A 22,112-nucleotide genomic window follows, 5' to 3' on the forward strand; every position below is an offset into this window, starting at 1 on the left:
CGCCATGGCCGCGCCGAACAAAAATTAATACCCGACCTGCGCGCTGCTTCAGGCTTCGCGGAAGAGCCATGGCTGGCTGGCGCGGTGCCTGGCTTCGAACGCCTGGATCGACTCGCTATCCTGCAAGGTCAAGCCAATGTCGTCGAGACCATTGAGCAGGCAATGCTTGCGGAAGGCGTCGATCTCGAAGTGCAGGACCTTGCCGTCAGGACGGGTAACGGCCTGCGCCTGCAGGTCGACGGTCAGCTGATAGCCTGGAATGGCTTCGACCTGCTTGAACAACTCGTCGACTTCTTCGTCGCTGAGGATGATCGGCAGCAAGCCGTTCTTGAAGCTGTTGTTGAAGAAGATATCTGCAAAGCTTGGCGCGATGACGCTGCGAAAGCCATATTCGTCGAGGGCCCATGGGGCGTGCTCACGGCTCGAGCCGCAACCGAAATTTTCCCGGGCGAGCAACACACTGGCACCTTGGTAACGTTCGTGGTTGAGTACGAAGTCCTTGTTCAACGGGCGCTTGCTGTTGTCCTGGTATGGCTGGCCAACGTCCAGGTAGCGCCATTCATCGAACAGGTTCGGACCGAAGCCGGTGCGCTTGATCGACTTGAGAAACTGCTTGGGGATGATCTGGTCGGTATCGACGTTGGCGCGATCCAATGGCGCAACCAGGCCGGTGTGTTGGGTAAAGGCTTTCATGCTGCGCTCCCTTGAATCAACTCGCGGACATCGATGAAGTGGCCAGTCACCGCGGCAGCGGCGGCCATTGCCGGGCTGACCAGATGGGTACGACCACCGGCGCCCTGCCGACCTTCGAAGTTACGGTTGGAGGTCGATGCGCAATGCTCGCCGCTTTCCAGCCGATCCGGGTTCATCGCCAGGCACATCGAACAGCCCGGTTCACGCCATTCAAAGCCGGCTTCGATGAAGATCTTGTCCAGCCCTTCCTTCTCGGCCTGAGCCTTGACCAGGCCCGAGCCCGGTACCACCATCGCCTGCTTGACGGTAGCGGCGACCTTGCGGCCCTTGGCGATTTGGGCGGCAGCGCGCAGGTCTTCGATGCGCGAGTTAGTGCACGAGCCGATGAACACCCGATCGAGACGAATATCGGTGATCGCCTGGTTGGCACTCAGGCCCATGTACTTGAGCGCGCGCTCGATCGAGCCACGCTTGACCAGATCCGGCTCGGCAGCTGGATCCGGTACACGCTGGTCAACGGCCAGGACCATCTCCGGCGAGGTGCCCCAGCTGACCTGTGGCTTGATCTGTGCGGCGTCGAGCTCGACCACGGTATCGAATACCGCATCGGCATCGGATACCAGCCCTCTCCAGGCGGCAACCGCTTGCGGCCACTGGCCGACAGTCGGCGCGTAGGGACGGCCTTCGACGTAATCGATGGTGGTCTGGTCGACAGCGACCAGGCCAACTCGGGCGCCGGCCTCGATGGACATGTTGCAGATGGTCATGCGGCCTTCCATCGACAAGTCGCGGATGGCGCTGCCAGCAAATTCCATGGCATGGCCGTTACCGCCGGCGGTGCCGATCTTGCCGATCACGGCAAGGACGATGTCCTTGGCGGTCACGCCTTCGCCCAACCGGCCCTCGACACGGACCAGCATGTTCTTCATTTTTTTCGCGACCAGGCACTGGGTGGCGAGCACGTGCTCGACCTCGGAAGTGCCGATGCCGTGGGCCAGTGCGCCGAAAGCGCCGTGAGTCGAGGTGTGCGAGTCGCCACAGACCACGGTCATGCCCGGCAAGGTGGCGCCCTGCTCTGGGCTGATGACGTGAACGATGCCCTGGCGAATGTCGTTCATCTTGAATTCGACGATGCCGTATTCGTCACAGTTTTCATCGAGGGTCTGCACTTGCAGACGCGACACCTGGTCAGCGATGGCCTCGATGCCGCCCTTGCGCTCAGGGGTAGTCGGCACGTTGTGATCGGGCGTAGCGATGTTGGCGTCGATCCGCCACGGCTGCCGCTTGGCCAGACGCAGGCCTTCGAATGCCTGGGGCGACGTCACTTCGTGAATGATGTGGCGATCGATGTAGATCAACGACGAACCATCGTCGCGTCGCTTGACCTCATGCGCATCCCAGAGCTTGTCGTAAAGCGTTTTGCCGGCCATCAGACTGTTCCTCATCAGCGTCTTTCTATGCCAATAACCCCTTGGCTTGTACGGACGATGCTATGGGTTTAGATTGAATAACTCAAATTGATAATTTTTATGCTTTGGATAACCAAAAGGAATACCAGCAGTGGACCTGGCCAACCTCAGTGCATTTATCGCCATCGCCGAGACCGGCAGTTTTTCTGGCGCAGGAGAACGCCTGCATTTGACCCAGCCCGCCATCAGCAAACGCATCGCCGGCCTTGAGCAGCAACTTGACGTTCGCCTGTTCGATCGACTGGGCCGCGAAGTGACCCTGACCGAGGCTGGCCGCGCTCTGCTCCCGCGTGCCTACCAGATACTCAATGTACTCGACGATACACGACGCGCTCTGAGCAATCTGACCGGTGAAGTCACGGGGAGGCTGACCCTGGCGACCAGCCACCATATCGGCCTGCACCGCCTGCCACCGTTATTGCGGGCTTTCACCCGTCAGTACCCGCTGGTTGCGCTGGATATTCAGTTCCTCGATTCGGAAGCGGCCTACGATGAAATACTCCACGGCCGGGCTGAAATCGCTGTAATTACCCTGGCCCCCGAACCGCACAACCTGGTGCGCGCGGTGCCGGTCTGGGACGATCCGCTGGATCTGGTGGCTGCCCCCGAGCACCCGCTGGCCAGCAGCGAGGCAGTAAGCCTGGCTGACGTCGCCCGCCATCCGGCAGTGTTTCCCGGCGGCAACACCTTTACCCACCACATTGTTCAGCGCCTGTTCGAAAGCCAGGGCCTGACACCCAACATCGCCATGAGCACCAACTACCTGGAAACCATCAAGATGATGGTCTCGATCGGCCTGGCCTGGAGCGTGCTGCCACGGACCATGCTCGATGATCAGGTGGCGCCCATCGTTTTGCCCGGCGTAAAGCTGAGGCGGCAGCTAGGCTACATTCTGCACACCGAGCGCACCCTTTCGAATGCCGCCAAGGCATTCATGGCCCTGCTCGACAGTCACGCCGGCAGCGCCTGACGGTTCGTCGGGGCGGCACACCACTCTCAGGGACAGGTCACTCGCCAAAGGTCTGGTATCGATGCCCAAATCAGCTAACCGTTTTCCGCGCTTGCCGCGTATTCCTGCTGTCGACCCGCAGGACTCGGAGTTGGCCTGGCAGAACGCCCCGCAGTTGTTGGCGGCGCTCAATGGCGCGCAATTGGGCGCTTGGCTGTGGGATATCGACAGTGGCCGAATCAGTTGGTCGCGAGGCACCCAGGCGCTGTTCGGCTTCGATCCGCAGCAGCCTTTGCCCAGTGATATCGACTACCTTGAACTGCTCCCGGAGGAAGACCGCGCGCGTACCCGCCTGGCGTTTCAGGCGGTGGTCAATGGCGAGCCCATCGAGCAGGCCATGCGTCATCGGATTCGCTGGCCCGACGGCAGCCTGCACTGGCTGGAAGTCAGCGGCAGCCTGACCCACGACCGTAATGGCCGCCGGCAGATGATCGGAGTGATACGCGAAATCACCCGCCAGCGCGACCGCGAAACGGCCTTGATCAACTCGGAAAAACGCTTTGCCAGCCTGTTTCACATGAGCCCCAATGCGATTCTGCTCAGCCGGCGTAAAGACGGCATGCTATTCGAGGTCAACCAGCATTTTGAAGACATGTTCGGCTGGCCCGGGGCGCAGATCGTCGGTAAGACCAGTATCGAACTGGGCCTGTGGGTGCATCCGGAACAGCGCCAGCAGGTACTGGAGGCGACCCGCTACAGCACCGGCCCGATCACCATGGAAGTGCAGTTTCGCGGCAGCGGCGGCAAGGTCCACGACGGCATCCTGTGCACCCAGAGCATCGAGCTGGAAGGCGTGACGTTTCTGCTCACCACTTTTGTCGACACCAGCGAGCGCAAGCGCGCCGAGCTTGCCCTCAAGGACAGCCAGGAACGCCTCGACCTGGCACTGGACTCTGCCCAGCTGGGCACCTGGGACTGGCATATCCCCAGTGGCATGCTCTACGGCTCGGCGCGCGCCGCGCAGCTGCATGGGCTGGAGCCGGTGCCGTTTCATGAATCCTTCGAAGCGTTTTTCGAAGGTGTGCCTGAACATGAGCGGGAGGCCATGCGCGAGTCTTATCGCAGCTTGCGCGAAGGCCCGGCGGGCAGTTACCAGATCACCTACCGGGTGCAGCTGGAAAATGGCGCAGCGCGCTATATAGAAAGCCGCGCCCGTCTCTACCGTGACGAGCAGGGCAATCCGTTGCGCATGGCTGGCACCCTGCTCGACATCACCGATCAGGTCGAGCGCGAGCAGCGCCTGAGCGCCTCTGAAGAAAAGTTCGCCAGCCTGTTCCAGGTCAGCCCCGACCCAATTTGCGTAACCCGTCAGGACAACGGCCAGTTCATCGAGATCAACCCGGCCTTCAGCCAGACCTTTGGCTGGAGCGCGCAACAGGTGCTCGGCCGCACCGCCGAGCAGATCGGCCTGTGGGCAGAAACCGCAGAGCGCGCCCAGCGTATCGAACACGTGATTCGCGAGCGGGCGCTGAGCAACGTCGCAGTGGTGGTCAACCATCGTAGTGGCGCGCCCATGACCTGTGTCATTTCCAGCCGCCTGATCATGGTCGACAACCATACCTGCAGCGTGACCTCACTGCGTGACATCACCCAGCAGCAGCGCGCCGAAGCGGCAATCAAGGCCAGTGAAGAGAAATTCGCCAAGGCGTTTCACTCCAGCCCCGACGCCATCACCATAACCGTGCGCGCCAGCGGCCTGTACCTGGAAGTCAACGACGGCTTCTGCCGCCTGACGGGCTACAGCATTGACGAAGTGATCGGGCGTACCGTGCACGAGCTCGGCATCTGGGCCGACGACACGCAACGGGCGACCTTGCTCAGCGAGATCAAACTGCGCGGGCGGGTGCACCACCGCGAGATGCTCGGGCGCAACAAACGCGGCGAGCTGCTGACGGTGGAAGTGTCGGTCGAGCCGATTACCCTGAATGCCACCGAATGCCTGCTGCTGACCGCGCGCGACGTCAGCCAGCTGAAAAACGCCCAGGCGCAGATTCGCCACCTCGCTTACCACGACCCCCTTACCAACCTGCCCAACCGCGCCCTGCTGATGGACCGCCTGAGCCAGCAGATCGCCCTGCTCAAGCGGCACAACCTGCGCGGCGCGCTGCTGTTTCTCGACCTCGATCACTTCAAGCACATCAATGACTCACTCGGTCACCCGGTCGGCGACATCGTGCTCAAGGTCATCACCGCCCGGCTCGAGGCTAGCGTGCGCCTGGAAGACACGGTGGCGCGCCTGGGCGGCGACGAGTTCGTGGTCTTGCTCAGCGGTCTGGAAGGCAGCCGCGAGGCGGTTGAAGGCAAAGTCCGCGAACTGGCCGATACCCTGCGCGAATTGCTCGCCGAGCCGATGTCTCTGGACGGCCAGCGCCTGCAAGTCACCCCCAGCATTGGCGTTGCCTTGATCCCCGATCATGGGACAACGCCCGCCGACTTGCTCAAGCGCGCCGACATTGCCCTGTACCGGGCGAAGGACTCTGGGCGCAACACCACCCAGCTGTACCACACCACCATGCAAAAGGCCGCCAGTGAACGCCTGCGCATGGAGAATGACCTGCGCCAGGCGTTGGCCCGCGGCGAACTGGCACTGCACTTTCAGCCGCAGGTGGATGCCCGCGACAATCGCATTGTCGGCGCTGAAGTACTGCTGCGCTGGCATCACCCGCAACTGGGGCAGCAACCGCCCTCGCAGTTCATCCAGGTGCTGGAAGAAAGCGGGCTGATTCTGGAGGTGGGTAGCTGGATTCTCGACGAGGCCTGTGATGCCTGCGCCGGGATGCTCAGCGACGGCCTGATCAAGGCGGACGAATTCAGCCTGTGCGTGAATATCAGCCCGCGGCAGTTCCGCCAGAATGACTTTGTCGGCAGAGTGCTGCGCACCCTGGACGACTATCGCCTGCCCCGACACATGCTCAAGCTGGAGATTACCGAGGGCATCGTGATTCAGAATCTGGAGGACACCATCGCCAAGATGCGTGAACTCAAAGGCTACGGCGTGAGTTTTGCCATGGATGACTTCGGCACCGGTTACTCATCGCTGACCTATCTCAAGCGGCTGCCGGTGGATACCTTGAAGATCGACCAGTCATTCGTGCGCGATGCGCCGATAGATCCAAACGATGCCGAGATCGTCCGCGCCATCGTCGCCATGGCCCGCAGCCTTGAGTTGACGATCATTGCCGAGGGCGTCGAGCTGAGCGAGCAGTTGGCGTTTCTGGAGCGGCTGGGTTGCCATTTGTATCAGGGGTATTTGCATAGCCGACCGTTGCCGCTGAGCGAGTTCAGGCAAATGTTGCTTGAGGCACCGGCGGATTATTGATCAGGCGGGGGATAGAGGAATGGGGCCGCGAGGCGGCCCCAGCCAATCGTCAGTTCAACGCTGGCTTGTCAGCACTGATCGGGATCCGCTTGGCTTTGGCTTCTTCCGGCACGACGCGCAGCAGTTCGACGCTGAGCAGTCCGTTGGCCAGGCCTGCGGATTTCACTTCGATGTGGTCGGCCAGGCGGAACGACAACTTGAAGGCACGCTGAGCGATGCCCTGGTGCAGGTAGGTCACTGCGTCGTTGCTGGCGTCGCGTTTGCCGCCAGTAACTGTCAGCACACCCTTCTCAACCTGCAGTTCAAGGTCTGATTCCTGGAAGCCTGCTGCTGCAACCACGATGCGATAGTGATCATCGCCATGTTTTTCCACGTTGTAGGGCGGGTAGCTGCTACCGGCCTCATTACGCGCCGCGGATTCGAACAGGTCGTTGAAACGGTCGAAACCAACGGAATGGCGGAACAGTGGTGCAAGGGAGAAAGCGGTAGTCATGGTCATAAACTCCTGAAAATCAGCAAGTGAGTCAATCCGCGACCCGAACTCGGCATCGCGTACTAAATAGATATGGCCCGACCAACCGCTTTCAAGAGCTCAACCAAAAAAATTTCTTAAAATTTGCTCAGGCTACTGCTTCACATGGCAGTTGGCTGATGTCGGCACCCAGCAAATGGGTGATCCGCTGACAATCATCGACCCGGCGCAGTTCGGCAAACAACAGCACCGCTTCCGGATAGCTGCGAGTCAGCATTGCCACCCACTGCTTCATCCGCCCCGGCGCATAGCGCGGCGACAGCTTGGCCTGGGCCTGACGCCAAAACTCGCGCAGCAACGGCAACAGCGCCTGCCAGGCAAGCGGCTGATACTCGAGCCCCGCCCGTGCAGCAGCAATCTGCAGGCCCAGATCAGGCCGCGACACCAGGCCACGGCCGAGCATGATGTCTTCAGCGCCGCTGACCTCGCGGCACCGTCGCCAGTCGTCCACGGTCCAGATCTCGCCATTGGCGAACACCGGCACCTTGACCACATCCTGCACCCGCGCCACCCACTCCCAGTGCGCCGGCGGCTTGTAGCCCTCGACCTTGGTCCGTGCATGTACCACCAGGTGCGCCGAGCCACCTTCGGCCAACGCGGTAGCGCAATCGAGAGCGCCATCCGGGGTATCGAAGCCCAGACGCATCTTGGCCGTGACCGGGATGTGGGCAGGCACCGCCCGGCGCACTTCCCGCACGATCGCGTGGAGCAACTCCGGCTCCTTCAGTAACACCGCACCGCCGCGGGATTTGTTCACCGTCTTGGCCGGGCAGCCGAAATTCAGGTCGATCACCGGCGCGCCCAGCTCGCAGGCCAATGCAGCGTTTTCAGCCAGGCACACCGGATCGGAGCCAAGCAACTGCACGCGCATGGGCACACCTGCCGTAGTACGCGCGCCGTGGCGCAGCTCAGGGGCAAGCTTGTCGAACTGGGAAGGTGGCAGCAGGCGGTCGCAGACGCGAATGAACTCGGTCACGCACCAGTCGACACCGCCGACCCGCGTGAGCACGTCGCGCAGGATGTTGTCGACCAGCCCCTCCATGGGGGCCAGGGCAATTTGCATGGATGGCTCTCGCGAAAAAGGCGGCAGTCTAGCAAACAATCATGCGGGCTCAGACACCGATCAGCGCCTGCCCATAACCTTCAATGAATTCGCCCGGCATACGCTTGGGCTTGCCGGTCGACAGTTCGATACAGACAAAGGTGGTTTGCGCGCGCAGCAGGGTCACGCCGTCGCTCGGGCGCTTGAGCTGAAACCGGCGGGTCATGCGCAGGCGCTGGTCCCAGTCGACGATCCAGGTGGCCAGTTGCAGCTCGTCATCTTCGTAGCCGGCAGCCAGGTAATCGATTTCGTGGCGAACAACGGCCATGGCCCGGTCAAGACGGCGGTATTCTGCCAGGTCCAGACCCAGACGCTGCGAGTGGCGCCAGGCGCAGCGCTCCAGCCAGGTGACGTAGACCGCGTTGTTGGCGTGGCCGAGGCCGTCGATGTCGTCACCGCCAACGCGTAGGTCGATGATGAATGGCGATGCCAGATCCCAGCTCATGCGCGCTCCGAAGGTCATTGAACGCGTTGAGTGTACCGGATGCTCACGCGCTTTGGCGTGCTGGTGTAGCAGCGCGCGCCAGCAGCTCAAGCACGCCTTCGACCAGGAGCGGGTCTGCCAGCACACGCTGGTGGCCGCCGTCTTCGAGCATCAGCAAGCGGCTGTCGAACCAGGCCTTGTGGATCAATTGCGCTTCGCTGGCAGCGACCAGAGGATCATCACTGGCGTGCGCTATCAGACCCGGCAGCTCGAGTTGATAGCCGTTGACGTCAAGCCGGGCGACTTGCAGGCCGACTTCCTGCTCGACCTGGCGAATAAACGCCGCCCGCGCCCGCGCCGGCATGCCCAGCCTCTGGGCAAAACCGCGCAATACCCCGAGCAGTTGCGCCGGCGCGGCAATGCTGACCGCAGCCTCGGTGCGCAAGCCCCATTGCAGCGCCAGCAAGACACTGGCGCCACCCATGGAATGGCCAATCACGGCGCGCAGCGGTGGTAGTTCGGCAGCGGCTTCGAGCAGCGCCCGGGCAAACAGCGCCACATGCGCCTGGCGCCCCGGAGAACGTCCGTGGGCCGGCCCTTCCAGCGACACCACGGTATGCCCGGCCGCCACCAGCGCTTCAATCAACGCGGCAAACTGGGTTGCGCGCCCTTCCCAACCGTGCATCATCAGCACTGTCGGCCCCTGGCCCCAGCGCAGCGCTGACAGGCCGAAGCGCAAGGTGATGCGTTCAGCTGTCGCCAGCAAGGGCAACTCCCATTGCCGCGGCGGCAGGTTGCGCGGGGTCATGAAGGCGCGACGCATCTTGCCCGCTATATGCTCGGGGGCCAGCCGGCCCAGGGTACCGTTGACGCCGCGAATCCAGCTCAGGGTAGTCATCATCAACACTCCAGTCAGGCCCCTAGATGACCGCCGACTTGGCGGCGCGCAGGATTCGGTCGGACAGCTCACTGGTGCCCAGCGCCCGGGCCAGCGCCAGGCCGCCGATCATCAGCGCCAGGTCGGCCAACGCCTTGTCGGCGTCTTCAGGGCGGTCGACCATCTGCGCGGTCATCAGCTCCAGGTGCTCGGCCAGCGCCTCGCGAAACGCCTCCGGCAGGCGCTGCATCTCGCTCAGCGAGGTGGGCAACGGGCATGCCTGCTCGAGCGCGTCGCGATGCTTGCGTGACAGGTAGAAAGCAGCAGCGAGGGCACGGCGGCCGGCGCCGTCCAGGGCTGGATCGATCTGGGTGAATAAACCGCGGCGCTCGCTCAGCAGTTGGCTGAACGCCTCGAGCATGAGCTCGTCCTTGCTGTCGAAGTGCGCGTAGAAACCGCCCACGGTCAACCCGGCGGCGCCCATCACCTGACTGACACTGGGCTCGGCCGGTCCGTGCTGGATCAACGCGCTGCGGGCTGAATCGAGAATGCGTTGGCGGGTCTTGCTCTTCTTGTCGTTCATAAGCCACCCGATAAATATTATGAGTGAAATATGATGCACATAATATTTATTGGCAAGCGAAAAATTCGAGCTCAGGCCGCTTCATTGAAAAAGTCAGGAAGGCAGAAAAACAAAAGGCCCATTCAATAATCGAATGAGCCTTATAAGCCCCGCAAAACGCGAGAAAAAATTGGCGTCCCCTAGGGGACTCGAACCCCTGTTACCGCCGTGAAAGGGCGGTGTCCTAGGCCACTAGACGAAGGGGACTTGTAACCTTCGTGCAGGCACGCTTTCACGAACCCTGGCAAATATTGGTGGAGCTAAGCGGGATCGAACCGCTGACCTCCTGCATGCCATGCAGGCGCTCTCCCAGCTGAGCTATAGCCCCTAAAACAAAAGGCCCATCCAATATGCGAATGAGCCTTTAAAGCCCCGCAAAACGCGGGTAAAACTGGCGTCCCCTAGGGGACTCGAACCCCTGTTACCGCCGTGAAAGGGCGGTGTCCTAGGCCACTAGACGAAGGGGACATAACCTTCGTGCCGGTTCGTTTGCACAAACCGCGGCAAAATTGGTGGAGCTAAGCGGGATCGAACCGCTGACCTCCTGCATGCCATGCAGGCGCTCTCCCAGCTGAGCTATAGCCCCGGATTTCTAGCCTCGCGGCCCAGCGACATGGTTAGACATCGCTTGTGTAAAACTGGCGTCCCCTAGGGGACTCGAACCCCTGTTACCGCCGTGAAAGGGCGGTGTCCTAGGCCACTAGACGAAGGGGACGAACCTTCTACCGTGAAACCTGGCACTGGAGCCGGGTTTCATTCTCCGCCAGCAGTGCTGGCCAAGAATCGGAATTTGGTGGAGCTAAGCGGGATCGAACCGCTGACCTCCTGCATGCCATGCAGGCGCTCTCCCAGCTGAGCTATAGCCCCACAATGTCGCTTTGAACTGAATTGCCGGCTGGGTTGCTGACAGTTCGTTACGTTCATCGCTGTGGACGGGGCGCATATTAAGATCGGATGGCTATGCTGTCAAACGAATTTTTGAAATTAACCAAAAGATTTTTCACAGATAACAATCACTTACCGCCCTGCCCCGGCAACTGACGATTTTGCCTGCGGCAGCCGGCCCGCCCAGCATCAGCTGGGGCAGGCAAGCCCGCTTGGGTAACTGGCTGTCAGGCAATGTTGGCCAGCAGTTTTTCCCATTCCTTGTTTTCTTTCTTCGACACACCACCGAGCAGATCCAGCGCCTGGCGCAGGCGGTAGCGAGTCAGGTCAGGGCCAAGGATTTCCATCGCATCCAGCACCGACACCGAACTGGCCTGGCCGGAGATAGCAGCAAACATCAGCGGCATGGCGTCACGCAGCTTCAGCTCAAGCGATTCGACCACGGCCTGGATGCAACCGGTGATGCGGTCTTTCTCCCACTGGCGCAAGCTCTCCAGCTTCCACAGAATCAGCTGGATGACCTGGCGGATCTGATCGGGCGAGAGCTTTTTGTGCTCGAACAGCTTTGCATCAAGCTTCAACGCACCCTCGAAGAAGAAGCCACCCAATGGGGCGATCTGGCTGAAGGTCTCTACGCGGCCCTGGACATGCGGCGCGATCTTCATCATGTAATCGCTGTTGAACGCCCACTTCTGTACCCGTGCAGCGAACTCCTCGACCGGCAACTCACGCAGCCACTGGCCGTTGAGCCAGGACAGCTTTTCGATATCGAAGATCGGCCCACCCAGGGAAACCCGCGACAGGTCGAAGTGCTCGACCATCTCGGCCAGGGAGAACTTCTCGCGCTCGTCCGGCATCGACCAGCCCATGCGGCCGAGGTAATTGAGCATGGCTTCGGGCATGAAGCCCATGCGCTCGTAGAAGGTGACCGAGGTCGGATTCTTGCGCTTGGACAGCTTGCTCTTGTCCGGGTTACGCAGCAGCGGCATGTAGCACAGCTGCGGCTGCTCCCAGCCGAAGTACTCATACAGTTTGATCAGCTTGGGCGCCGACGGCAGCCACTCTTCGCCACGCAGGACGTGAGTGATGCCCATCAGGTGGTCATCGACCACGTTGGCCAGGAAGTAGGTCGGCAGGCCGTCGTTTTTCATCAGGACCTGCATGTCCATGCGATCCCACGGGATCTCGACATCGCCACGGAGCATGTCCGGGACCACGCAGACGCCTTCGCTTGGCACCTTCATGCGGATCACATGGGGCTCACCAGCGGCCAGGCGACGCTGCACTTCCTCAGCGCTGAGCAACAGCGCGCGGCCGTCGTAACGCGGCGTCTCGCCCCGGGCCATCTGTTCGGCGCGCATCTGGTCGAGTTCTTCTGCGGTGCAGAAGCAGTAGAACGCATGCCCGGCGTCAACCAACTGCTTGGCGTACTTCGCGTAGATCTCGCCACGCTCGCTCTGCCGGTAAGGGCCGTGCGGGCCGCCCACGTCCGGGCCTTCGTTCCACTCGATGCCCAGCCAGCGCAGGGCGTCGAAGATCTGCTGTTCCGACTCACGGGTCGAGCGCAGCTGATCGGTGTCCTCGATGCGCAGGATGAATTCGCCGCCGTGCTGCTTGGCAAAGCAGTAGTTGAACAGGGCGATGTAGGCGGTGCCAACATGGGGGTCGCCGGTGGGCGATGGCGCGATACGCGTGCGAACGGTGGTCATGGAGGGTCTCGAACGAAGTTGAAACAAAGGCGCGATGTTAGCAGGGAGCGGGCATCAGGCTCCAGCGGTGGCGCAATCGCCTCGCCGTCAGACCAGGCGTGCCGGTGATCGGCAGGCTATGCCGATCACCGAACCCGTCGGGCAACCTAGCTGGTGATCAGCCGCTCACGTAGCTTGGTGATCTCGTCGCGCATCTGCGCGGCGGCCTCGAACTCGAGATCGCGCGCCAGCTGGAACATCTTCTCTTCCATCTGTTTGATGCGTTTGGTGATCTCGCCTGGGGTGCGCAACTCGGCTTCGTAGCGAGCGCTCTCCTCCGCCGCCTTGGCCATGCCTTTGCGCTTCTTGCTGCGCCCGCCGGGGATGTTGGCGCCTTCCATGATGTCGGTGATGTCCTTGACCACCCCTTTGGGCACGATGCCATTGGCCTCGTTGAAGGAGATCTGCTTGGCCCGTCGGCGCTCGGTCTCGTCGATGGCGCGCTGCATCGAGCCGGTCATGCGGTCGGCATACAGGATGGCCTTGCCGTTGAGGTTACGCGCTGCGCGGCCGATGGTCTGGATCAGCGAGCGGTCCGAGCGCAGGAAACCCTCCTTGTCGGCGTCCAGAATCGCCACCAGCGACACTTCGGGCATGTCCAGGCCTTCACGCAGCAGGTTGATCCCCACAAGCACATCGAAGGTACCCAGACGCAGGTCGCGAATGATCTCTACCCGCTCGACAGTGTCGATGTCCGAGTGCAGATAGCGCACGCGTACGTCGTGGTCGGCCAGGTAGTCACTGAGGTCTTCGGCCATGCGCTTGGTCAGAGTGGTGGCCAGCACGCGCTCGCCAACGGCCACGCGCTTGCCGATCTCCGATAGCAGGTCGTCGACCTGGGTCAGCGCCGGGCGGATTTCTACCAACGGATCAACCAAGCCGGTCGGCCGCACCACCTGCTCGACGACACGCCCGGCATGCTCCGCCTCGTACTGACCGGGGGTGGCCGAAACGAAGATGGTCTGCGGGCTGACCGACTCCCATTCATCGAAGCGCATGGGCCGGTTGTCCAGCGCCGATGGCAGACGGAAACCGTACTCGACCAGAGTCTCCTTGCGTGAACGGTCACCTTTGTACATGGCGCCGACCTGCGGAACGCTCACGTGCGACTCGTCGATCACCAGCAGGGCGTCGGCAGGCAGGTAGTCGTACAGGGTGGGAGGCGGCGCACCGGAAGGCCGGCCAGACAGGTAGCGCGAGTAGTTTTCGATACCGTTGCAATAGCCCAGCTCGAGGATCATTTCCAGGTCGAAGCGGGTGCGCTGCTCGAGGCGCTGCGCCTCGACCAGCTTGTTGTTCTTGTGCAGGTACTCAAGGCGGTCCTTGAGCTCTTCCTTGATGCCCTCGATTGCCCCAAGCAGGGTTTCACGCGGGGTTACATAGTGGCTCTTCGGATAGAAGGTAAAACGTGGCAGCTTGCGCAGCACCTCGCCGGTCAACGGGTCGAAGGCGGCGATGTTCTCCACTTCGTCATCGAACAATTCGATGCGGATCGCCTCGAGGTCTGACTCGGCCGGGTACACGTCGATGACATCACCGCGCACGCGGAAGGTGGCGCGGGCGAAGTCCATCTCGTTGCGGGTGTACTGCAGATCGGCCAGGCGCCGCAGCAACGCGCGCTGGTCGAACTTGTCGCCGCGATCGATGTGCAGGACCATCTTGAGGTACGTTTCAGGGCTGCCCAGACCGTAGATGCACGACACAGTGGTGACAATGATGGCGTCGCGTCGCTCGAGCAGGGCCTTGGTAGCCGACAGGCGCATCTGCTCGATATGGTCGTTGATCGATGCATCCTTCTCGATGAAAGTGTCCGAAGACGGCACATAGGCTTCCGGCTGATAGTAGTCGTAGTAGGAAACGAAATACTCGACCGCGTTGTTCGGGAAAAACGCCTTGAACTCGCCATACAACTGGGCCGCCAGGGTCTTGTTCGGCGCCAGCACCAGGGTTGGCCGCTGCACCTGCTGAATCACGTTGGCGATACTGAAGGTCTTGCCCGAGCCGGTTACCCCGAGCAGGGTCTGGTGCGAAAGCCCGGCGTCGATACCCTCGACCAACTGGCGAATCGCCTCAGGCTGGTCGCCGGCCGGCTGAAAACGGGTGACAAGCTGAAACTCGGACATGGCAGACCTCGAGCAACTGTAAATATAGCCAGTAGTCTACACCGAAACGGGCCTTTCCATTGCCCGCTTCGCGGCTGGCGATGTGAACGTGTGTTTCTGTGGACCGGGCAATTAGACCAATGGTCCAAAAAAATTGCGAAAAAACGCCGGAAAACCCGCGCCCGATGGTCGCAGCGGTCGGCGCGTATCTCTATACTGACTCCCCGTTTGTGCACCGCTTCAGTGCATTCGGCTGGAGCGTGCAAGCCCTATCACACTCCATTCAGAGCCAAGGTAACAATGAGCCTGTTTTCCGCTGTCGAGCTGGCACCCCGCGACCCTATCCTGGGCCTCAACGAAGCTTTCAACACCGACCCGCGCACCGTCAAGGTGAACCTGGGCGTCGGCGTTTACTGCAATGAGGAAGGCCGTATCCCGCTGCTGCGCGCAGTGATCGAAGCCGAGACCCAGCGTGCCGCACAGCATGCCTCGCGCGGCTATCTGCCGATCGATGGGATTGCCACCTACGACCAGGCTGTACAGAAGCTGCTGTTCGGCGCCGAATCGCCACTGCTGGCCGCTGGCCGCGTAGTCACCGTGCAGGCCGTAGGCGGCACTGGCGCACTGAAGATCGGCGCAGACTTCCTCAAGCGCCTGTCGCCTGATGCCGTCGTCGCCATCAGCGACCCGAGCTGGGAGAACCACCGCGCGCTTTTCGAGACGGCCGGTTTCCCGGTACAGAACTACCGCTACTACGATGCTGCCAGCCACGACGTCAACCGCGCCGGCATGCTCGAAGACCTCAACCAGCTGCCGTCGGGCTCGATCATCGTCCTGCATGCCTGCTGCCATAACCCGACCGGTGTCGACCTGACCCTGGACGACTGGAAAAACGTCCTGGAAGTGGTCAAGGCCAAAGGCCATGTGCCGTTCCTCGACATGGCCTATCAGGGCTTTGGCGCCGGCATCGCCGAAGACGCCTTCGCCGTACGCCTGTTCGCCGAGTCGGGCCTGGACTTCTTTGTCTCCAGCTCGTTCTCCAAGTCGTTCTCGCTGTATGGCGAGCGCGTCGGCGCGCTGTCGATCGTCACTGCCTCCAAGGATGAAAGCACCCGCGTGCTGTCGCAGGTCAAGCGGGTTATCCGCACCACCTACTCCAACCCGCCGACCCACGGCGCAAGCATCGTCGCTGCCGTACTGAACAGCCCTGAGCTGCGCCAGATGTGGGAAGACGAGCTGGGCGAAATGCGTAATCGCATTCACGGCATGCGCAAGCAGATGGTCGAGTTGCTGGCTACCTATGGTGCCAAGCGCGACTTCAGCTTTGTCGGTCGCCAGTGCGGGATGTTCTCCTACTCGGGCCTGACTGCCGAGCAGGTCAATCGCCTGAAGGATGAGTTCGGCATCTATGCGCTGGATACTGGCCGTATCTGTATTGCTGCGCTGAACCAGAGCAACATCCACGTAGTGACCAAAGCTATCGTCGCGGTACTTTGATGCAGTTGGGGGCTGCTCTGCAGCCCCCAACTGTTTTCAGCCAGCACGCCCAATCGGGTAAAACTGGCCATGGCTCCACACCCCGAGCCATTCATCGCCGCCCAGCAAGCGCGGCACCGCCAGCTCAACCAACTGATAGAACACATTGCGATGCAACAGCGCCTCAAGGTTGCTGCGCATCAGGATGTACGGCGCAGGCTCCTGCGTAACCGGATCCACCTCGACTCGCAACGGATGCGCACTGCTAGCCTCAATCACATCCTCAACATTGTTGGTGAAACGCAAAACCTGCGCCTCCCCCGCACCGATCACCTCCAGCAACACCGCCACAAACGGCGCGTCATCGACCTGGATGCCGACCTTCTCGACCGGCGTCACCAAAAAGTAATCATCACCGTCACGGCGCAGGATATTGGAAAACAGCCGCACCATCGGTTTACGGCCAATTGGCGTGCCCTGGTAAAACCAGGTGCCATCACGGGCGATGCGCATGTCGATGTCGCCGCAGAAATCCGGGTTCCACAGGTGAACCGGCGCCGGGCCCCTCCCCTTGGGGATTTGCGCCAACAGATCATTGGTCTCGACAGACTCGGTCATCACCCTCTCCTATCAGCGGCTCATACCCAACAGGCTACGAGCGTACTCGCGCATGGGCGCTGCGAGCAAATCCTGCGGGCTATTGTCGTGAAACGTCAACAAACCGCCACGGCTCTTGATCCGCGCTGTGTCGATCAGGTAGCGAGTGCTGGTTTCGATGAGCATCATCTGCACCACGCCGGTGTCCCAACCGAGCCGGTCGACTGCCTGTTCGTCGTACCACTCATCACCATTGCCGATGCGGTCGTCGGTACGAGCGAAGCGGGTATACAGCACGTAATGGGCACCGACCGAGCGGGCTTCGGCGATGGCATCTTCCAGGCCCAGCGGGCCTTGCGCACGACGCACCAGCGGGAAGTACTCGACAAAAGCCTTGAACGCCTCTTCGGCGACGATGTTCTGCTGCGGCAGCGGGCCTTTGCCCGGCGGCACGAACGCACCCTGGCCAATATAGATGAACGAATCCGGTTGCAGGCGCACCGACAGGCTACGCTGGGTATCGCTATGATCGAGCAGACCGGCATCGCTCATGTGATAGCGAACACCTTCGCCCATATCGCTGACATTCATGCAGCCACCAAGCGCCATCAGCGCCAGCAGCAAGACCAGGCTACGCATCTTTCCTCCAGAGGCCGGTGACGAAAAACCGGCGAATAACCGCCAGATGCAGCTTTTGCGCCAGAGTCAGCCGCCGATCACCTTCATTACCGTTACCCCACCGGCGAACGCCAGCTCCTGCTTGTCAGCCAAGGCTTTTACCAGTAACCGTTGCAGCGCTGGCAAGGCCTGGTGCCGGGGACGATCAAGCAAGTCGCCGATGTAGTGCCGATTGCTGCTCGACAGGCAGCCATGCAGCCAGCCGGTTGAGGACAAGCGCAGCCGCGAACAGGCGCGGCAGAACGGTACGCTCTCGTTGGCGATCACGCCAAAATAGCCTTTGCCGGGGATCTGGTAGCGCAATGCGGTGGCATCAACAGCAGCGCTGGCCTGCTCAAAGGCATGGTGCTGGCCGATCAGCGTCAGCAGCTCAGGCATGCTGACCAACTGCTGGCGAAAGGCATTGCCGTCGCGCGCCAGGTGGCCCATGCGCATCAGCTCGATGAAACGCAGCTCGTAGCCACGCGCCAGGCAGTAGTCCAGCAGCGGCGCGACCTGATCCAGATTCTGTCCGCGCATCGGCACCATGTTGACCTTGATGCGCATGCCAGCCGCACTGGCCTCTTGCATGCCAAGCAACACCGTGGCCAGGTCACCGCCGCGAGCAATGCTGCGAAATGCAGCGGCGTCGAGGGTATCCAGCGACACGTTCAAGCGGCGGACACCCGCGGCCTGTAGCAGCGGCAGGCGCCGCGACAGCAACTGGCCGTTGGTCGTCAGGCTGATGTCGTGCAGGTCGAGGCCGGCGATGGCGGTGAGAAACCCTTCGAGCCTGGGACTGATCAGTGGCTCGCCGCCGGTGATGCGTAGACGCTCGATGCCGGCCGCCTCGATCAGGTAAGCCACCCCTCGTGCCAGGTCCTCGCCAGAGAGCTCATCCTGCGCCGCCACCAAACGCTTGCCGTCGGGTACGCAGTAGGTACAAGCGTAGTTACAGGCCGCCGTCAGGCTGACCCGCAGGTTGCGAAAACGCCTGCCTTGACGATCGACGATCATGGATGACTCCGACATGGAAGAATAAACCGTGCAAAACCTGACTCATAAATCAGGTTTTTGCAAGCTCGCATGTCGGACAGCCCCGCAAAGGGTGACGGGGCGTTGCTGTCAGGCGTTCGGTTCGGGGTCGCGCTTGCGCTTGTTACCCATGCGCACACCGATGTCCATCAGGAACTGGAAGAAGCCTTCCTGATCTTCCAGCACATTGCTCCAGAACGGCGAGTGGTACAGCGCCACTGCGCCATGCACCAGCGCCCAGGCGGCGCAGTAGTGGAAGTACGGCGGCACGTCTTCAAGCTTGCCTTCGCTGATGCGACCCTTGATCAGTTGAGTCAGGCGATCGAAATTGGAGGCACGAATGCTGTGCAGCTCCTCGACCATCTCTGGTACCTGATTACCCTTGACCACCTTCTCTTCAAGGCGATCGAACAGCCGGTAGCGCTGCGGGTCACGCATGCGAAATTCGAAGTAGGCACGCGACAGTGCTTCTTTGTCGCGGTCGACATCGGCCGAGTGCAGCAAGGTGTTCAAATCGCGCTCGTAGTCGAGCATCAGGCGCAGGTAGATCTCTGCCTTGGACTTGAAGTGCTTGTAGATCGTACCTTTGCCGATGCCAACGGCGTCGGCGATCATCTCGACAGTGACGCTGTCTTCACCCTGTTCGAGGAACAGTCTGAGGGCGGTATCAAGGATCTCTTGTTCGCGACGGCGAAACTCACGGACCTTACGCGGTTCTTTCTGCATGGGAGGCTGCATGGGGGAGGACTGGCTGACAATCGAAGCGGATTATTATGCCTATCTTGCAAGAAATTGCACGGATCATCGGCGCATGTCTGTGTTTCACGATAAGTTCGCAAGCGGTGGGATTGATTGGGCAAGCTGCAGATTGGCCAATCGAAGTGACTCGCATGCAGGGAATGCACTGTGCATCCCGCGACGTATTCCAAATCTGTTTAAAAAACGACCAGTTGTCGCTGGCACTGTGCCAAAGCTGACCAATACTTGAAGTGTTGACGCGCCACATCCCCCCAAGTGGCGTGCCGATAAAGGCGCTCAGGGACCGCGTGCCTTTGTTTACTCCTAATGGTCTTAACCCGGTTTCCTCCCCCAGAATCCGGGTTTTTTTTGCCCGCCAATCAGACTGCCAGATCAGCGTACTCGCGCAAGCGGGAACAAGCGCTTGAAGTTGGCCGTGGTCTGCTCGGCCAAATGTGCATAACTGACGCCACGCAGCGACGCGACGTATTCGGCGACTTCGCGCACGTACTGAGGCAAGTTGGGCTTGCCTCGGTAAGGGATCGGCGCCAGGTACGGTGAGTCTGTCTCGACCAGCAGACGATCGCTGGGGACCTGGCGGGCCACGTCGCGCAGGGCCTCGGCATTGCGAAAGGTGACAATGCCGGACAACGAGATGTAGTAGCCCAGATCCAGCGCCGCCTTGGCCATCGGCCAGTCTTCAGTGAAGCAGTGCAACACCCCGGCCTGCTCCAGGCTGGCTTCGCGCAACAGCGCCAGGGTATCGGCCCTGGCCGCACGGGTATGCACGATCACCGGCTTGCCGGTCTGCCGCGAGGCCTCCAGGTGCAGGCGGAAAGACGCCTGCTGAAGGCTCGCCGCCTCAGGCTCGTAATGATAATCCAGGCCGGTCTCACCAATCGCCACGACGTGCGGATGCGCAAGCTCGCTGAGCAGCCAGTCCAGCGCCGGGGTTTCTCCTGGCGCCAGGTCCAGCGGATGGATACCCACCGAGCAGTCTACATCTGCGTACTGTTCACTCAACGCCTTTACCGCGGCGGCATTGTCGGCACTCACGCCGATGCACAGAAAGTGCCCTACCCCGCGCTCGCGCGCTGCCTGCAGGGCAGCGTCGAGCGAGCCACCATGGGCACTCAGGTCTAGACGGTCGAGGTGGCAGTGGGAATCTACGAGCATGGCAGCAGGACACATATATAGAAGAAGGGAGTCAGCGTGAGCCTGGCAGCTGGACCCAGTGGGCCAACAAGGCTTCCAGCAGCAACACGCGGTTGAGGTTGGCCTTGCCCAGCACCTTCTGGCGCTGTTCAAGGATCCACGCCTGGGTTTCCAGCACCTTGCCCTGGCGGCTTTTCTGCGCAAGATACTGCAGTACCTTGCGCATGTCTGCCAGGCCCAGGCCTCTTTCGTCCTGGGTCATCTGATAGCGCAGGATCAGGTGCGACCACTCGAAGAACCAGTCAAACAGCAGCAGCAGCGGCACGCTGTTCCACGACTCGGCCAGTTGCGTCGGTGACTGTTGCTGCTTGAGCAGTTTTTTCACGCCCTCGGTGACCTGCGCACGTTGCTCGAGGACACCTTGCGCGTGCAGCTTGGCCGCCATCAGTGGCGATCCTGCCGCCAGGGTCAGCAGCTCCTCGCGTTCTCCCGGTTCACTGTCTGGCAACGCATTGGCGAGCCAGGCCTGGCTTTGGGCAAGGTTTGGTTGCGGACATACAACTTGCTGGCAACGGCTCTTGATGGTCGGCAACAGTCGGCTCGGCTGATGGCTGACCAGCAGCAGAACCGTATTGCCGGACGGCTCTTCCAGACTCTTGAGCAAGGCGTTGGAGGCATTGATGTTCATGGCCTCGACCGGTTCGATCAGGATCACCTTGCGCCCGCCCAACTGCGCGGTCTGAACAACAAACGACACCAGATCGCGAACCTGGTCGATCTTGATCGGCTTGTCGACGTCTTCCGGCTCCAGCACGTAGTTGTCCGGATGGCTGCCAGCGCGCAGCAACAAGCATGACTTACACTGCCCGCAGGCATCAGCGCCTTGCGGCTGCTGGCACAACAAACGCGCCATCAGGCGCTCGGCCAGGGCCCGCTTGCCAATCCCCTGCGGACCGTGCAGCAGGTACGCATGGGCATGCTGGCTGCGCCCGGCCAATTGCTGCCAGAGCGCATCCTGCCAGGCGAAGGCCTCAGCCACGGGCGCGTTCCAGCATGGTCGGCAACAAACTGTCGATGTCGCGCTGCACCGCGTCCAGCGATTGGCCGGCGTCGAGGATGCTGTAGCGCTGCGGGTCAGCTTGGGCCCGTGCCAGATAGGCATGGCGCACGGCCTCGAAGAAGGCCGTGCCTTCTTGTTCGAAGCGGTCCAAACGGCCCCTGGCAGCCGCGCGCGACAGGCCGATCTCGATCGGCAGGTCGAACACCAGCGTCAGGTCAGGGCGCAGATCGCCTTGGACAAATGTTTCCAGCATAGCAATGCGCTCGACCGGCAACCCGCGGCCGCCGCCTTGGTAGGCGTAGGTGGCATCGGTGAAGCGATCGCACAACACCACCGCACCGCGCGCCAGCGCCGGGCGGATGACCTTGGCCAGGTGCTGGGCACGCGCCGCAAACATCAACAGCAATTCAGTATCCGCTGCCATGCTTTCGTCGCTTGGTGCCAGTAGCAGCTCACGAATCTGTTCAGCAACCGGCGTGCCGCCCGGCTCGCGGGTCAGCACTACGTCCAGGCCCTGCTCGCGCAAGCGCTGCGCCAGATATTCGCGGTTGGTGCTCTTGCCCGCGCCTTCGGGGCCTTCCAGGGTAATAAACAAGCCGCTCACGCGCAGTC

General features: G+C 61.5%; 19 protein-coding genes and 6 tRNA genes. 3 read left to right on the top strand and 22 right to left on the bottom strand.

Going from position 1 to position 22,112, the window contains the following annotated elements; genetic code table 11:
* Nucleotides 1-48: 48 nt before the first annotated feature.
* Both leuD and leuC read right to left on the bottom strand, forming a co-directional pair.
* Nucleotides 49-693 (bottom strand): 3-isopropylmalate dehydratase small subunit, encoded by a 645-nt coding sequence (leuD, locus tag HU736_RS09700; RefSeq protein ID WP_103438106.1) that lies wholly within the window; start codon nt 691-693, stop codon nt 49-51.
* Nucleotides 690-2,123 carry a 3-isopropylmalate dehydratase large subunit gene (leuC, locus tag HU736_RS09705; protein ID WP_103438107.1) on the bottom strand — a complete coding sequence of 478 codons (1,434 nt, stop codon included), beginning with the start codon at nt 2,121-2,123 and terminating at the stop codon, nt 690-692. The genes leuD and leuC overlap by 4 nt, the downstream gene beginning before the upstream one ends.
* A 130-nt stretch (nt 2,124-2,253) precedes the next feature.
* Here leuC and HU736_RS09710 point away from each other — a divergent pair, with 130 nt between their 5' ends.
* Together HU736_RS09710 and HU736_RS09715 are read left to right on the top strand one after the other, a co-directional pair.
* Nucleotides 2,254-3,132 carry a LysR family transcriptional regulator gene (locus HU736_RS09710; RefSeq protein ID WP_186700134.1) on the top strand — a complete coding sequence of 293 codons (879 nt, stop codon included), beginning with the start codon at nt 2,254-2,256 and terminating at the stop codon, nt 3,130-3,132.
* Between the two features lie 61 nt (nt 3,133-3,193).
* A complete protein-coding gene (locus tag HU736_RS09715; RefSeq protein ID WP_186700133.1) occupies nt 3,194-6,490 on the top strand; it encodes a PAS domain S-box protein in 3,297 nt (1,098 codons plus the stop codon).
* A 49-nt stretch (nt 6,491-6,539) separates the two neighbouring features.
* Here the strand turns inward: HU736_RS09715 and HU736_RS09720 are convergent, their stop codons facing one another.
* From HU736_RS09720 to uvrB, 13 genes are all read right to left on the bottom strand, one after another.
* Nucleotides 6,540-6,983 carry an Hsp20 family protein gene (locus HU736_RS09720; protein WP_101321435.1) on the bottom strand — a complete coding sequence of 148 codons (444 nt, stop codon included), beginning with the start codon at nt 6,981-6,983 and terminating at the stop codon, nt 6,540-6,542.
* Between the two features lie 127 nt (nt 6,984-7,110).
* A complete protein-coding gene (locus HU736_RS09725; protein ID WP_186700131.1) occupies nt 7,111-8,085 on the bottom strand; it encodes a tRNA dihydrouridine synthase in 975 nt (324 codons plus the stop codon).
* 49 nt (nt 8,086-8,134) lie between these two features.
* Complete coding sequence (locus HU736_RS09730; protein ID WP_186700129.1) at nt 8,135-8,569, bottom strand: acyl-CoA thioesterase; 435 nt, start codon at nt 8,567-8,569, stop codon at nt 8,135-8,137.
* A gap of 43 nt (nt 8,570-8,612) precedes the next feature.
* Nucleotides 8,613-9,446, bottom strand: a complete 834-nt coding sequence (locus HU736_RS09735; protein ID WP_186700196.1) for an alpha/beta hydrolase — start codon at nt 9,444-9,446, stop codon at nt 8,613-8,615.
* Between the two features lie 22 nt (nt 9,447-9,468).
* The gene (locus tag HU736_RS09740; RefSeq protein WP_103438111.1) at nt 9,469-10,008 is read right to left on the bottom strand and encodes a TetR/AcrR family transcriptional regulator; all 540 of its coding nucleotides are present in this window, start codon (nt 10,006-10,008) and stop codon (nt 9,469-9,471) included.
* A gap of 170 nt (nt 10,009-10,178) precedes the next feature.
* Nucleotides 10,179-10,254: transfer RNA gene (locus HU736_RS09745), tRNA-Glu, on the bottom strand.
* 45 nt (nt 10,255-10,299) lie between these two features.
* Nucleotides 10,300-10,375: transfer RNA gene (locus HU736_RS09750), tRNA-Ala, on the bottom strand.
* 64 nt (nt 10,376-10,439) lie between these two features.
* A tRNA-Glu gene (locus HU736_RS09755) sits at nt 10,440-10,515 on the bottom strand.
* Nucleotides 10,516-10,557: 42 nt separating this feature from the next.
* Nucleotides 10,558-10,633, bottom strand: a tRNA-Ala gene (locus HU736_RS09760).
* A gap of 53 nt (nt 10,634-10,686) precedes the next feature.
* Nucleotides 10,687-10,762 (bottom strand) — tRNA-Glu (locus HU736_RS09765).
* A gap of 76 nt (nt 10,763-10,838) precedes the next feature.
* A tRNA-Ala gene (locus HU736_RS09770) sits at nt 10,839-10,914 on the bottom strand.
* Nucleotides 10,915-11,159: 245 nt separating this feature from the next.
* The gene (gltX, locus tag HU736_RS09775) at nt 11,160-12,641 is read right to left on the bottom strand and encodes a glutamate--tRNA ligase (protein ID WP_186700127.1); all 1,482 of its coding nucleotides are present in this window, start codon (nt 12,639-12,641) and stop codon (nt 11,160-11,162) included.
* A 146-nt stretch (nt 12,642-12,787) separates the two neighbouring features.
* Nucleotides 12,788-14,803: an excinuclease ABC subunit UvrB gene (uvrB, locus tag HU736_RS09780; RefSeq protein WP_186700125.1), complete on the bottom strand. Its 2,016-nt coding sequence runs from the start codon at nt 14,801-14,803 to the stop codon at nt 12,788-12,790.
* Between the two features lie 279 nt (nt 14,804-15,082).
* Here uvrB and HU736_RS09785 point away from each other — a divergent pair, with 279 nt between their 5' ends.
* Entirely contained in the window at nt 15,083-16,279 is a 1,197-nt protein-coding gene (locus HU736_RS09785) for an amino acid aminotransferase (protein WP_186700123.1), read from the top strand.
* Between the two features lie 36 nt (nt 16,280-16,315).
* Here the strand turns inward: HU736_RS09785 and HU736_RS09790 are convergent, their stop codons facing one another.
* The 7 genes from HU736_RS09790 to tmk all read right to left on the bottom strand — a co-directional run bounded on the left by HU736_RS09790 (nt 16,316) and on the right by tmk (nt 22,104).
* Entirely contained in the window at nt 16,316-16,876 is a 561-nt protein-coding gene (locus HU736_RS09790; protein WP_186700121.1) for a DUF1285 domain-containing protein, read from the bottom strand.
* Nucleotides 16,877-16,888: 12 nt separating this feature from the next.
* Nucleotides 16,889-17,494, bottom strand: coding sequence for a DUF4823 domain-containing protein (locus HU736_RS09795; RefSeq protein WP_101321464.1), 606 nt, complete (start codon nt 17,492-17,494; stop codon nt 16,889-16,891).
* A 66-nt stretch (nt 17,495-17,560) separates the two neighbouring features.
* Nucleotides 17,561-18,529, bottom strand: coding sequence for a GTP 3',8-cyclase MoaA (locus HU736_RS09800; protein WP_186700119.1), 969 nt, complete (start codon nt 18,527-18,529; stop codon nt 17,561-17,563).
* A 108-nt stretch (nt 18,530-18,637) separates the two neighbouring features.
* The gene (locus HU736_RS09805) at nt 18,638-19,273 is read right to left on the bottom strand and encodes a TetR/AcrR family transcriptional regulator (protein WP_101321468.1); all 636 of its coding nucleotides are present in this window, start codon (nt 19,271-19,273) and stop codon (nt 18,638-18,640) included.
* A gap of 405 nt (nt 19,274-19,678) precedes the next feature.
* The gene (locus tag HU736_RS09810; RefSeq protein ID WP_186700117.1) at nt 19,679-20,461 is read right to left on the bottom strand and encodes a TatD family hydrolase; all 783 of its coding nucleotides are present in this window, start codon (nt 20,459-20,461) and stop codon (nt 19,679-19,681) included.
* 31 nt (nt 20,462-20,492) lie between these two features.
* Nucleotides 20,493-21,479, bottom strand: a complete 987-nt coding sequence (locus tag HU736_RS09815) for a DNA polymerase III subunit delta' (RefSeq protein WP_103438118.1) — start codon at nt 21,477-21,479, stop codon at nt 20,493-20,495.
* On the bottom strand, nt 21,472-22,104 hold the full coding sequence (tmk, locus tag HU736_RS09820) for a dTMP kinase (RefSeq protein ID WP_186700115.1): 633 nt from the start codon (nt 22,102-22,104) through the stop codon (nt 21,472-21,474). Before tmk ends, HU736_RS09815 begins: the two co-directional genes overlap by 8 nt.
* Between the last annotated feature and the right edge of the window lie 8 nt (nt 22,105-22,112).

This window comes from Pseudomonas shirazensis (genome assembly GCF_014268785.2).
Lineage (GTDB): Bacteria > Pseudomonadota > Gammaproteobacteria > Pseudomonadales > Pseudomonadaceae > Aquipseudomonas > Aquipseudomonas shirazensis.

Bases quoted from the DNA above. Each gene is read 5' to 3' on its own strand.
- gltX (WP_186700127.1), bottom strand. From the start codon at position 12,641: ATGACCACCGTTCGCACGCGTATCGCGCCATCGCCCACCGGCGACCCC.
- HU736_RS09735 (WP_186700196.1), bottom strand. From the start codon at position 9,446: ATGACTACCCTGAGCTGGATTCGCGGCGTCAACGGTACCCTGGGCCGG.
- HU736_RS09725 (WP_186700131.1), bottom strand. From the start codon at position 8,085: ATGCAAATTGCCCTGGCCCCCATGGAGGGGCTGGTCGACAACATCCTG.
- leuD (WP_103438106.1), bottom strand. From the start codon at position 693: ATGAAAGCCTTTACCCAACACACCGGCCTGGTTGCGCCATTGGATCGC.
- HU736_RS09740 (WP_103438111.1), bottom strand. From the start codon at position 10,008: ATGAACGACAAGAAGAGCAAGACCCGCCAACGCATTCTCGATTCAGCC.
- HU736_RS09785 (WP_186700123.1), top strand. From the start codon at position 15,083: ATGAGCCTGTTTTCCGCTGTCGAGCTGGCACCCCGCGACCCTATCCTG.
- HU736_RS09720 (WP_101321435.1), bottom strand. From the start codon at position 6,983: ATGACTACCGCTTTCTCCCTTGCACCACTGTTCCGCCATTCCGTTGGT.
- HU736_RS09790 (WP_186700121.1), bottom strand. From the start codon at position 16,876: ATGACCGAGTCTGTCGAGACCAATGATCTGTTGGCGCAAATCCCCAAG.
- HU736_RS09715 (WP_186700133.1), top strand. From the start codon at position 3,194: ATGCCCAAATCAGCTAACCGTTTTCCGCGCTTGCCGCGTATTCCTGCT.
- HU736_RS09800 (WP_186700119.1), bottom strand. From the start codon at position 18,529: ATGATCGTCGATCGTCAAGGCAGGCGTTTTCGCAACCTGCGGGTCAGC.
- HU736_RS09805 (WP_101321468.1), bottom strand. From the start codon at position 19,273: ATGCAGAAAGAACCGCGTAAGGTCCGTGAGTTTCGCCGTCGCGAACAA.
- HU736_RS09810 (WP_186700117.1), bottom strand. From the start codon at position 20,461: ATGCTCGTAGATTCCCACTGCCACCTCGACCGTCTAGACCTGAGTGCC.
- HU736_RS09795 (WP_101321464.1), bottom strand. From the start codon at position 17,494: ATGCGTAGCCTGGTCTTGCTGCTGGCGCTGATGGCGCTTGGTGGCTGC.
- uvrB (WP_186700125.1), bottom strand. From the start codon at position 14,803: ATGTCCGAGTTTCAGCTTGTCACCCGTTTTCAGCCGGCCGGCGACCAG.
- HU736_RS09730 (WP_186700129.1), bottom strand. From the start codon at position 8,569: ATGAGCTGGGATCTGGCATCGCCATTCATCATCGACCTACGCGTTGGC.
- leuC (WP_103438107.1), bottom strand. From the start codon at position 2,123: ATGGCCGGCAAAACGCTTTACGACAAGCTCTGGGATGCGCATGAGGTC.